Source organism: Akkermansia sp. UNK.MGS-1, from assembly GCF_000980515.1.
Classification (GTDB): Bacteria; Verrucomicrobiota; Verrucomicrobiia; order Verrucomicrobiales; family Akkermansiaceae; genus Akkermansia; species Akkermansia muciniphila.
On record NZ_LBCB01000007.1, the window covers coordinates 38,396 to 50,651 of the forward strand.

General features: G+C 56.9%; 6 protein-coding genes. 1 reads left to right on the forward strand and 5 read right to left on the reverse strand.

Annotated elements, in window-relative coordinates; genetic code table 11:
* Both carB and WW58_RS03080 read right to left on the reverse strand, forming a co-directional pair.
* Positions 1–1,708 (reverse strand): carbamoyl-phosphate synthase large subunit (gene carB, locus WW58_RS03075; RefSeq protein ID WP_046435320.1); only part of this gene is annotated, 1,708 nt, incomplete at its 3' end.
* A 253-nt stretch (positions 1,709–1,961) separates the two neighbouring features.
* The gene (locus WW58_RS03080) at positions 1,962–4,097 is read right to left on the reverse strand and encodes a glutamine synthetase III family protein (protein WP_022197680.1); all 2,136 of its coding nucleotides are present in this window, start codon (positions 4,095–4,097) and stop codon (positions 1,962–1,964) included.
* Positions 4,098–4,494: 397 nt separating this feature from the next.
* Between WW58_RS03080 and gltB the strand changes: the two genes are divergently transcribed.
* The gene (gene gltB / locus WW58_RS03085; RefSeq protein WP_046435322.1) at positions 4,495–8,934 is read left to right on the forward strand and encodes a glutamate synthase large subunit; all 4,440 of its coding nucleotides are present in this window, start codon (positions 4,495–4,497) and stop codon (positions 8,932–8,934) included.
* A gap of 706 nt (positions 8,935–9,640) precedes the next feature.
* Here gltB and yidC read toward each other — a convergent pair.
* The 3 genes from yidC to rnpA are packed head-to-tail and all read right to left on the reverse strand — an operon-like array spanning position 9,641 to position 12,200.
* A complete protein-coding gene (gene yidC, locus WW58_RS12885; RefSeq protein ID WP_022197678.1) occupies positions 9,641–11,527 on the reverse strand; it encodes a membrane protein insertase YidC in 1,887 nt (628 codons plus the stop codon).
* 56 nt (positions 11,528–11,583) lie between these two features.
* The gene (gene yidD / locus WW58_RS03100; protein ID WP_012420295.1) at positions 11,584–11,832 is read right to left on the reverse strand and encodes a membrane protein insertion efficiency factor YidD; all 249 of its coding nucleotides are present in this window, start codon (positions 11,830–11,832) and stop codon (positions 11,584–11,586) included.
* The gene (gene rnpA, locus WW58_RS03105) at positions 11,829–12,200 is read right to left on the reverse strand and encodes a ribonuclease P protein component (RefSeq protein WP_102732083.1); all 372 of its coding nucleotides are present in this window, start codon (positions 12,198–12,200) and stop codon (positions 11,829–11,831) included. Before rnpA ends, yidD begins: the two co-directional genes overlap by 4 nt.
* Positions 12,201–12,256 lie beyond the last annotated feature (56 nt).

Here is a 12,256-nt window from a genome sequence, read left to right on the forward strand (position 1 = left end):
CGAACTCAATCCCCTGGCCAATGCGGTTTGGGCCGCCGCCCAGGATGAGGATTTTTTTTCTGCCTGTTTCGCGGGCTTCATTTTCATCTCCATAGGTGGAATAAAAGTAGGGGGTGTAGGCTTCAAACTCCGCGGCGCAGGTATCCACCAGCCGATATCCGGGCACAATGCCCTGTTCCTGGCGTTCCTTCCGGATGTTTTCTTCCGTGGTTCTCCGGGCCAGGGCGATCTGCCTGTCGGAAAAGCCCAGCTTCTTGGCTTCCCGCAGATCCAGCTTGTCCAGGCTGTCTCCCGCCTTGGCCAGGTCCTGCATTTGTGCCAGGAACCAGGGATCAATCTGGGTAAGCTGCTGCACTTCATCCAGGGAAAATCCGTTGCTGAACGCCGTTTGAATCCAGAAAATGCGTTCTGCCGTGGGAACAGCCAGTTTCCGCGTGATTTCTTCTGCGGAAGGCGCCTGCGGGGCCTTCGCGTCAAATCCCCAGCCCCAGCGTCCCGTTTCCAGGGAACGCAAGGCCTTTTGCAGGGATTCCTTGAAAGTACGACCGATGGCCATGGCCTCCCCTACGGATTTCATGGACGTGGTCAGGTGTTCGTCCGCCTGCTTGAACTTTTCAAACGTGAAGCGGGGAACCTTGGTAACCACATAGTCGATGGTGGGCTCAAAGCAGGCGGGCGTTTCCCGCGTGATGTCATTCCGCAATTCGTCCAGCGTATAGCCTACGGCCAGTTTGGCGGCCAGTTTGGCAATGGGGAACCCTGTGGCCTTGGAAGCCAGCGCGGAAGAGCGGGAAACGCGGGGGTTCATTTCAATGACAATCATGCGGCCGTTGGTCGGATTAATGGCGAACTGGATGTTGGAACCGCCCGTTTCCACCCCGATCTCCCGGATGACGGCAAAAGAAGCGTCCCTCATGGCCTGGTATTCTCGGTCCGTGAGTGTCTGGATGGGGGCTACGGTGATGGAATCCCCGGTATGCACGCCCATGGGGTCGATGTTCTCAATGGAGCAAATGACGACGCAATTGTCCGCGCGGTCCCTCATTACTTCCATTTCAAACTCTTTCCAGCCGATCAGGGACTCTTCAATCAGGATTTCGGAAACGGGGGAAAGATCCAGCCCCCGGGCGCATATCTCTTCAAATTCCGTTTTGTTGTACGCTACTCCGCCTCCCATGCCGCCCAGCGTAAAGGCGGGGCGGACAATCAGGGGAAAGGTGCCAATATCCCCGGCCACCCGGCGCGCTTCCTCCATGGTATGCGCAATGCCGGAACGCGGCACGTCCAGGCCAATGCGGAGCATGGCTTCCTTGAACAGGTTGCGGTCCTCCCCGCGGTCAATGGCGTCTGCGTTGGCACCGATCATACGCACCTTTTCCCTTTCCAGCACGCCGCTGCGGTGCAGTTCCATGGCGCAGTTCAGGGCTGTCTGCCCGCCCAGGGTCGGGAGGAGGGCATCCGGTTTTTCCCGGATGATGATTTTCTCCACGAACTCCGGAGTAATCGGTTCAATATAAGTACGCGGAGCTGTCTCCGGGTCCGTCATGATGGTGGCGGGATTGGAGTTGACCAGCACTACTTCATAACCCTCTTCCCGGAGGGCTTTGCAGGCCTGGGTGCCGGAGTAGTCGAATTCGCAGCCCTGGCCGATGACGATCGGGCCGGACCCGATCACGAGAATCTTTTTGATGGAGGTGTCTTTAGGCATAATGGCGATGGAAGAATCCTGTAGTCCTGGACCGCGGATTTCCGCCGGGGGAATTAAGTGCCCGCCGGGCTCCGGAGGAAAGTTTTTTTACGGTCAATGACGCGGATTTTTAGAGCGTGGGGAACGGTGGAAAACGGAAGAGGAAGGAGGCCGGAGCAAGGCGCGCCAAGGCTCCGGAGCCGTGCCTTCCCTGCGGGCAGAGGCTTGACCCGCGAGGGGGGCGGCACAACTCCGGAGCTCGTCGGTGCACCCACTAATAGATGAACAGCATTTCCCGGTACTTGGGGAGAGGCCAGGACCGGTCGTTCACCAGGGTTTCTGCGGCATCGACGCTGGTTCTCAATCGGGACATCGCGGCAAGGATGTCCTCATGGCAGCTCGTAAGCGCCGTTTCCAGGGTATCCAGGTCGGATACGATGGAATCCAGGGCGTCGCCCAGCTTGTCCGCCAGCTTCTGCAGGGCGGCGGTACCGTTGGTCCGCTTGGCTTCCAGCGCCCTGGAGAGCGCGGCAACGGTTTGCCCGTATTCGTTGCGCAGGGCGGGGAGGATGATGGTGGCCGCCATTTCCCAGGACAGGCGCCCTTCAATGCGGATGCGTCTGTGGTATTCTTCCAGGAAAATCTCAAACCTGGATTCCAGCTCCCGCCTGGAAAAGACGCCGTATTTTTCAAACAGGGCCACATTCTTTTCATTCACCAGGGTGTGAAGGGCCGTCATCGTATTTTTCAGGTTGGGGAGGCCTCTGCGTTCCGCTTCCTTCACCCATTCCTCCGAATAGTTGTCTCCGTTGAAGATGATTCTCTTGTGTTCGGAAATCCTGCGCTTGAGCGTTTCCTGAAGCTGCGGCAGGAATGTTTCCGGAGCGAAGGAAGAAAGTTCTTCCGCAAGGGAGTCGAGGGCTTCCGCCACAATGGTGTTCAGGGTCATCATGGGTCCCGCGCAGGATTGGGCGGAGCCCGGTGCTCGGAATTCAAATTTGTTGCCGGTGAAGGCAAACGGGCTGGTGCGGTTGCGGTCCGTCGCGTCCCGGGGAAGGACGGGAAGCGTATCCACGCCGATTTTGAGCGTATCGTTGCGTTTGCCGCAGCCGGAAGAGCCATTGATCATATTCTCAATCACTTCATTGAGCTGGGCTCCCAGGAAAATGGAGATAATGGCGGGGGGCGCTTCGTTCGCTCCCAGGCGGTGGTCGTTCCCGGCGCTGGCCACGGAATTGCGCAACAGGTCGCTGTGCTTGTCAACAGCCTCGATGATGGCGGTCAGGACGGTCAGGAAAATGGCGTTCTGCTGCGGGTCCGAACCGGGGTCCAGCAGGTTTTTGTTTCCGTAGGAAATGGACCAGTTGTTATGCTTGCCGGAACCGTTGACGCCTGCAAATGGCTTTTCATGAAGCAGGCATACCAGGCCATGCTTGCTGGCCTGCTGGCGCAGAATCTCCATCACCAGCATGTTATGGTCGATCGCCAGGTTCACGTCCTCAAACAGAGGGGCCAGTTCAAATTGCGCGGGCGCCACTTCGTTGTGGCGGGTCTTGGCAGGGATTCCCAGTCTCCAGAGTTCCTGTTCCACGTCACTCATGAAATTAAGGACACGAGGCTTGATGGAGCCGAAATAATGGTCTTCCAGCTGCTGGTGCTTGGCGGGAGGTGCGCCGAAAAGGGTGCGCCCCGTCTGGACCAGGTCCGGGCGGTTCAGGTAAAAATTCTTGTCAATGAGGAAGTACTCCTGTTCCGGTCCCAGCGTGATGGTCACGTGTTCGTCCGGAAGCCCGAAGCACTTCATCAGCTTCTTGACGGCGTTGCCCAATGCCTGGCGGGAGCGCAGCAGCGGAGTCTTCTTATCCAGCGCGTCTCCCGTATAGGAACAGTAGGCGGTAGGGATGCAGAGCGTGGCTCCGTTCCCGTGCCTCTTGATGAAGGCGGGGCTGGTGGGATCCCAGGCGGTGTATCCGCGGGCCTCAAAAGTGCAGCGCAGGCCGCCGGAAGGGAAACTGGACGCGTCCGGTTCGCTCACAATCAGGTTTTTGCCGGAGAAGCTCATGATGGGTTCCATTCCCTTGGGGTCCAGGAAGGAATCGTGCTTCTCCGCCGTGGAGCCCGTCATGGGCTGGAACCAGTGCGTATAGTGAGTGGCTCCCCGTTCCAGAGCCCACTGCTTCATGGCATGGGCCACATCTGCGGCAATGTCCGCGTTCAGAGGAAGTCCGTCCTGGATAGTGGCCAGGAGGGTTTTTGCCGTATCTTTGGGCAGGTACTTCTTCATCACTTCCGTGCTGAAGACATCCGCTCCGTAATAATCAATGCTGACCGGGGCGCTTTCGCTAGCTCCGCCCACGGGCAGGGAAGCGATGGCGCTGATGGCTTGTGTTCGTGTCGAGTCACTCATCATGGTTAACTGTTGTACCTTTTCTTTAGCAAGAAGCGTGCCAACTTTTCAGGTAAATGTTCTCATGAATATGTTGCTAATTTTAATTTATTGATTATTAGTGAAATATGAATATTATGGCGAAGGGGCTGCAAAAAAGGGAAACAAAACTGCGCATAAGAATGAATTACAAAAATGTAAAATCGCAACAAAAGGGTGATTACAAAAATGTAAAAAATTCTTCTTGGGGGGAACGATATTTTTATTCCGCTTCAAAATGTCCTGTTATGCCGGCAGCCGCGTCAGGCTTTGTAAAACGGGGGTAAAACAGTTTGAAAGCGGGAAAATAGAAAGTCTGGGCAATGTTGGCACGGTTTTTGCTACGAATAAGTCAACTTAACCCAAACAAAACAGCAAACTGATGAATAGCGATCAATTTGAGACAGGCATTCCCGCGCCGCAGGGATTGTATGATTTTGAACAGGAGAGGGACGCCTGCGGCGTTGGCCTGGTGGCTGACCTGAAAAATGAACCGAGCCACAAAATCATTGAAACGGGGATTACTGTTCTTAAGAGGCTCATGCACCGCGGCGCCGTGGGGAGCGATCCGGATACCGGGGACGGCGCGGGCATTCTGCTGGCCCTTCCGGATGAATTTTTCCGCCTGGCGCTTCCCAACAAGCTTCCCGCCAGAGGCAAATACGGGGTGGCCATGATGTTCGGCGGATGCGGCCATGAAGAGGAATTGGAAGCCGCCGTCACGGAAAACGGCGGCAGCGTGATTGCGTGGAGGCAGGTTCCCGTGGATCGGGACAGCATCGGTAAAAACGCCCAGCGCATGTGCCCCCTGATCCGTCAGTTGTTCATTGACGGCAGCGGTTTTGCGGATCAGGCGGAATTTGAACGCAAACTGTTCGTGATGCGCCGGGAAATGGAACGGCGCGTGGAAGGCTGTTATGTGTGCAGCTGCTCCAGCCGCAGCATTGTGTACAAGGGGCTGTTCCTCGGCACGCAGATTGAAGGATTTTACGGAGATCTGGCCAGCGAGCATTTCAAATCCCCCCTGGCTCTTGTCCACCAGCGCTACAGCACGAATACGTTCCCAACCTGGAGCCTGGCCCATCCCTTCAGGTATCTGGCCCACAACGGGGAAATCAATACCCTGCGCGGGAACCTGAATCACCTGAGCGTGCGTGAGCCGCATTTGTCTTCCACTCTGCTGGGGGATGACCTGCAAAAGCTGTTGCCTCTTATTCCCCCCGGCCAGAGCGATTCCGCCTGCCTGGACAACATGGTTGAGCTGCTGGCCGCCGCCGGACGGGACCTGCGCCATGTCATGCTTATGCTCATGCCGCAGGCCTGGGGCGTCAATTACCATTTGGGGCCGGATGTGCGCGGTTTCTTTGAATACCACTCCGCCATGATGGAGCCCTGGGACGGTCCGACCGCCGTCGTTTTTTCCGATGGTATCAATGCTGGCGCCATGCTGGACCGCAACGGCCTGCGCCCCGCGCGCTATACGCTGACCACGGATGATATTTTCATTCTGGCTTCGGAAACGGGCGTGGCGGACATTCCCGCGGAAAAAGTAGCCCGCAAAGGCCGCCTCCGTCCCGGGGAGATGATTTACTGCGACCTGGTGAACCACCGGCTGGTATCCGATGCTGAAACCAAGAATGAAATGGCCAGGCGCATGCCTTACCGCCGCTGGGTGGAGAAAAACAAGATTTCCGTCCGTTCTCTGTTTGATTCCATTTCCGCTTCTGCGGAAATGCCGGACCTCGTGGGCCGCCAGCGCCAGTTCGGATTTACCCAGGAGGATGTGGAGCTGATTATCCGTCCCATGATGCTGAAAGGCGCGGAGCCCCTCGGCTCCATGGGAAATGACGCGCCGCTGGCCGTCCTCTCCGGAAAGGCGCCTCTCCTGTTCAATTATTTCAAGCAGTTGTTCGCCCAGGTGACCAACCCTCCCATCGACCCCATCCGGGAGGAACTGGTCATGAGCCTGACCACATACATAGGCAACCATCCCAACATTCTGGAAGAGACGCCGGAGCACGCCCGTCTTATCAAGATGGCGCGCCCCGTCATTACGGATGAAGAACTCAACCGCCTCTGCAATATTCGGGAGGCCGGCTTCCCTTCCGCCAGGCTTTCCATCCAGTTCCCGGAAGGAGGGGACGGAAAAGCCCTGCGGGAGACGCTGGAAAGCCTGGCGGAATCCGCCGTGGGCCTGGTCAGGTCCGGCGTGCGCATTCTGGTGCTGACGGACCGCAACATAGGGCACGGCTACCTTCCCGTTCCCAGCCTTTTGGCCTGTTCCGTGGTGAACCGCGCGCTGACGTCCGCCGGGCTGCGTTCCGATGTGGGTCTGATTCTGGAAACCGGGGAGGCGAGGGAAACAATGCACTTTGCTCTGCTTCTGGGTTTCGGGGCCACGGCAGTCAATCCGTACCTGGCTCTGGCGACGGTTACTTCCCTGGCCGCGCCGCAGGACTGCCCTCTGGATGTAGTGAAAGCCTCCGGCAACTACATTAATGCCATAGACAAGGGACTGCTCAAAATCATGTCCAAGATGGGCATTTCCACGTTGCGCAGCTACCGCTCCTCCCAGCTGTTCGAGGCGGTGGGTCTGAACCGGGAACTGATTGACGAATTCTTTCCCGGCACCGTCAGCCGCGTAGGAGGCATAGGGCTGGATGAAATAGCCGCGGAATGCAACCAGCGCGCCGTGCAAAACGCGGAACACGGGGACAAGCTGGATGCGGGAGGGCAGTACAAGTATAAGAAAGGAGGGGAGAATCATCTCTGGAATCCGCAGACACTTCAGGCTTTCCGCGCTGCCGTGCGTGACAATGACGAACGGAAATACCGGGAATTCGCGGATTACAGCAACCGTCAGGCGCAGCATCTCTGCACTTTGCGCGGCCTGTTTGAATTTGCTCCGGCAGACGCTATCCCCCTGGAAGAAGTGGAAAGCGTGGATTCCATCTTGCGCCGTTTCGTTTCCGGAGCCATGTCTTTGGGGTCCCTCAGCCCGGAAGCCCATGAAACCATCGCCATTGCGATGAATAAAATCGGAGCCAAAAGCAATTCCGGGGAAGGGGGGGAAGATGAAGCCCGCTATGAACCCAACGCCCGGGGAGAAGCCCGCTACAGCGCCATCAAGCAGGTGGCGAGCGGGCGTTTTGGAGTGACCATTAATTATCTGCGCCACGCTTCCGAGCTCCAGATTAAGATGGCCCAGGGGGCCAAGCCCGGGGAGGGGGGCCAGCTCCCGGCGCACAAGGTGGATCCATACATCGCCCGGCTGCGCCATTCCATGCAGAACGTCAGCCTCATATCTCCTCCTCCGCATCATGACATTTACTCCATTGAAGACCTGGCCCAGTTAATTTACGATCTGCGCAACTCCAATCCGGATGCCCGTGTCTCCGTCAAGCTTGTTTCCGAGGTGGGCATCGGCGCGGTTGCCGCGGGTGTGGTGAAGGCCCATGCGGATGTGGTTGTGGTCAGCGGCCACGACGGCGGCACGGGCGCCTCTCCGCTCACCAGCGTAAAGCACGCCGGACTGCCGTGGGAGCTGGGGCTGGCGGAAACGCAGCAGACGCTGGTGCTCAACAAGCTCCGTTCCCGGGTCCGGCTCCAGGTGGACGGCCAGCTGCGCACCGGGAGGGACGTCGTGATGGCCGCCCTGCTGGGGGCGGAGGAATTCGGTTTCGGAACCGCCATCCTGGTTTCCATCGGCTGCGCCATGCTCCGCAGGTGCCATGAAAATACGTGCCCGGTAGGCGTCGCCACGCAGGATCCGGCCCTGAGGGCCAAATTCAGCGGCAAGCCGGAATACGTCATCAACTACCTCCGCTTCGTGGCCCAGGAAACGCGGGAAATCCTGGCATCCCTGGGGCTTCGTTCCCTGGATGAAGCCGTAGGCAGGGCAGATCTGCTTTCCGTCAACCGCGCCATAGATTTTTACAAGGCCCGGCATTTGGACTTTTCCTCCATCCTGCATGCGGCAGAGGGGGATGGACGCAGGTTTGACCCCTCTTTTGAAAAGGAACCGCTGGACAACTACGACCGCCGCCATCTGCTGCCGGCATTGAAGCCCCTGCTGGAAAAGGGGGAAAAGACGGAACTCTGCCGAGACGTCCGCAATGTGGACCGGACGGTGGGGACGGAACTTTCCGGTGAGCTGGTGATGAAATTCGGGCCGCGCGGCCTGGCGGAAGATACGCTTACGGTGCACTTTACCGGATGCGCGGGGCAAAGCTTCGGGGCTTTTCTGGCGCCTGGCGTCACCTTTGAACTTGTCGGGGAGGCGAATGACTTTGTCGGGAAGGGCTTGTCCGGCGGCAAAATCATCGTGCGCCCCCCGGATCATATCTCCTACGTACCGTCAGACAACGTCATCGCCGGAAACGTCATCGGCTATGGGGCCACTTCCGGCGGCATCTTCCTTCACGGGCAGGCCGGGGAACGTTTCGCCATCCGCAACAGCGGCGCCAAAATGGTAGTGGAAGGCATCGGCGACCACGGCTGTGAATACATGACCGGGGGCCGTGTGGCGGTGCTCGGCAAAGTGGGCGTCAATTTCGCCGCGGGGATGACCGGCGGCCTGGCCTACGTGTATGACGCGGACAACAACTTCGATCAGAAATGCAACCTGGGCAGCGTGGACCTGGAAACGGTCATGCCGCATTCCGCCGATGAAGCGGAATTGCTTCAGCTCATTTACGAGCATTACATGGCTACCAGGAGCCGCAGGGCTTACGACCTGTTAAACAACTGGCCGGAAGAACGCGGCAAATTCATCAAGGTATTCCCGGTGGAATACCGGCATGCCCTGGCCATGCATTCCTGAAAGAAGCATGCAGCAGTTTTCTGTTGTTTGGGGTAAGGCAGGGGCCTCCGCGGGTGCGGAGGCCCCCATTTTTTGATAGGCCTGTATGCCGTTTCATGGCCGGGCATGTTGGCGCCGCTTTTCCTGCTTAAGCCATTCCGCATTTGAAGACTAATGTTCCGGATAAGGAGGTTTTCATGACCATACTGTCAGTTGATAGAGAAATGCGGCTGCGAGGGGGATGGTGGTTGCGGTTGATGTCAGGAGGAAGGTCAAATGTTCCAGCAATGCCCGGTTCTGAGCGGATTATGAATTCGAAGTCAACAGGAAAGTTTGAATGGAAATGTGTTAGTGGAGTTTTGGTTTTGGAAATTCGGCTGGATGGCAATTGATAAAAAAGTGAATTGAAAGGTAACTGATTGGTATTCTTGTTATTTAGTTATTCAGGGAATTGCCGCGAATTCATAATCCGTTAGGTTTGCTCCAGTGGGTGTTTGGCATTTTCTGCCAAGCTGCTCCAATTAACTACGCAATGAATATATGACGAGGAAAACCGGCCCTCTCCACCTGGAGAGGGCCGGTTTTTTGAGGAAATTCTGTAAGGGAGTTCCTTTCCCTTTTTTGAGGCTTGCGCCGGCAGAATGTTTTTTCCTGCGCCTTTTCATGAAAAAGTGCGGCCGCGGAGGGGCGGACGCACTTGCAGAGGCGGAAGGCAGAGCAGGGATTCCTACTTTTTAGGCGTTATATTGCGCATGTTGCGGCCTTTAGCTTTGCGCTGCTGTTCTTCCAGGGCCGCACGCTGCTGCTCCATCATCTTTTGGAAAAAGCCCGACTTTTTCTTTTTGGCGGGGGAAAGCACGGGCATGGGCAAGCGGCGGATAAGGGCTGTTTGTCCTATGGAGATCAAATTCTGCGTGGTCCAGTACAGGGCCAGGGCGGAAGCGAAATTGTAACAGAACAGGAAGAACATTACAGGCATCAGGTTCATAATAATGCGCTGGGAGCGTTCTCCCGCCTGAGGCGTCATCCTCATCTGAATAATCATGGTTACAGCCATGATGAGAGGCAGAATATTGATTGGAATGCCGAACAGGTGGCCCACGGTATCAGGCAGGGAAAGATCCGTCATCCACAGGCAGAAGGGCTGCCCTCTCAGTTCCGCGGAATACTGGAGCACACGGTAAAAGGCAAAGAAAATGGGAATCTGGATGAGCATGGGGACGCAGCCGCTGGCCGGGTTGATGCCGTATTTCTGGTACAGCTTCATCATTTCCATGTTCACCTTCTGAGGGTCGTCCGGATATTTCTCCTTGAGTTTGACCATCTCCGGCTGAACCAGGGACATGCGTTTCATGGCCATATAGGATTTTTTGTGCAGCGGCCAGATAAGAGCACGGACAACGATGGTCATGCAGATGATGGCCACGCCCCAGTTGCCGAACCATCCGTGGAAGAGGTTGAGCAGCCAGTTCATCGGAACGCTCAGGAATACGAGCCAGCCGTATGCCATGATATCGCTGATGGCGGGATAGGAAAGATTCAGGTCACGCAGGTAGGCGTTGAATTTGGGGCCGGTGTAAATATCGTAGGTGAGCGTCTTGATTTCATTGGGGGCCATGGTCAGATTGGGGATTCCCATGGCCACGGTGACGCCGGGCACCAGGGTGTTGCCTTCATGCGTCAAAGGAAATTCCTGGCGGGTGGCGTACACGGTGGACCCCCTGGACTGGTCCTGGGGAAGAAGGATGGTGGCGTAATACTGGCTCATGACGCCGGCATAAGTCAGGTCCTGGAGAGGGCCTTCCAGGACGCGGGCCTTGGCACTGCTGAAAAAGCCGCCTGTGAAATAGGAAGGCACTTCCTGTTCCAGGGAGCCGTCTGCATGGTAAAAGAAATGGGTGTAGGTATCTTTTGGTTCGCTTTTGGCGATAGGATAGGCGCTCCCGCCGAAGATGCCCATGTAGCGCAGATCCTGGACATTGGGAGATTTATTGAGCAGGGAGACGGTCAGGCGAATGAGATATTTGCTGCCGGGCAATATTTCACCTTCCAGATTTTTGACGGGGTGCAGGGTGTACGTTTTTGAGATGAAAAGCTGCCGTGCGGGGTCATAGCCTTCCAGGGTTACGGAGTCCGCCGTGCGTTTCACTTCCTTATACACGGTGTTGTCATAGGAAGGATCCTGGGTGGCATCCATGTTGAAAACGAGTTCTCCGATGCCCCGTTGCTGGGCTTCGTTAATCGTGATATTATGGTCCGCGACTTTTTGGGAGTCCACAATATCGTTGTGCAGGGTAACCGTGCCGATGGAACCCCCTATGCGGTTGAACGTGTAAGTGATGAAGGGTTGCTGCTTCCCGTTCACTTCCTGCGTGGCTACCAGAGTGATCGGGGCGGTTTTGTCTTCTTCAAGGGCTTTGTTGACGGAGGCCTGTTCCGGGGCGGAGGTTCCGGCTCCGGGGCGGACGCCGGCAACCGGGGCATTGGCTGCGGCGACAGCCGTCTGCGGTGCGGGAATGGGGGCGGTTTCAGCCTTTTTATTGTTGCCCATGTAAATATTCAGGCCCAGAAGGGCGGCGCAGATGCCTATGATGATCCATGCTGTGCGATCCATAATGTGATATAGCTTGATTGGAGTTGGTGAAAGGAAAGGGAAAGAAAGGTAATTGTTCAGCGTGGGTGGCGCGCCGGGGGCACGGGATCATAACCTGATCCGCCCCACGGGTTGCATCTTAAAATACGCCATGTGCCAAGAAGAAAGCCGCGCCAGGCTCCGTGGATGTGAACGGCCTGGATGAAGTACTGGGAACAAGTGGGTGTATAGCGGCAGCCGCTTCCGGGGCCCCCCAGGGCATGCAGGGGAGCGCTGATGAAGGTTTGGTATCCCTTTACAAGGGTGATGAGCAGCCATTTCATCATGTCTTGTCTTGTTCCCGGGAAAGAAGTTGCAATTTGAGTTTTCGGGCGGCTTTCCGCCAGTCCCGTTCCAGGTCGGCGTAGCTGGCTTCCACGGCCCTCCAGCGGAGGACGCACACCAGGTGTACGCCGTTTTCAAAAGGAGCCCCGTGCGCCCTCAGTATTTCCCTCACGCGTCTCCGCAGTTTGTTGCGGACAACGGCACAGCCGATTTTTTTCGTACAGATGATACCGAATTTGGAGGGTTCCTCCGGATGTTCCAAAGGGGTCGCGCTTAAAACAATAAGCCGACCTGCTACGGATGGCCCCTCGTTACGTACCCGGGCAAATTGGAATGCCCTGGTCATGCTTTGTTGACGAGTAAGACGCATCTCCCGCGGGTCGGCCCGTGAAAAGAAGTTCCAAGGAGGCGTTAACCGAATCCTGG

What these genes read in the sequence shown, in the direction of transcription:
- yidD (WP_012420295.1), bottom strand. Translation starts at nt 11,832, where the DNA reads ATGATGAAATGGCTGCTCATCACCCTTGTAAAGGGATACCAAACCTTC.
- rnpA (WP_102732083.1), bottom strand. Translation starts at nt 12,200, where the DNA reads ATGCGTCTTACTCGTCAACAAAGCATGACCAGGGCATTCCAATTTGCC.
- yidC (WP_022197678.1), bottom strand. Translation starts at nt 11,527, where the DNA reads ATGGATCGCACAGCATGGATCATCATAGGCATCTGCGCCGCCCTTCTG.
- gltB (WP_046435322.1), top strand. Translation starts at nt 4,495, where the DNA reads ATGAATAGCGATCAATTTGAGACAGGCATTCCCGCGCCGCAGGGATTG.
- WW58_RS03080 (WP_022197680.1), bottom strand. Translation starts at nt 4,097, where the DNA reads ATGATGAGTGACTCGACACGAACACAAGCCATCAGCGCCATCGCTTCC.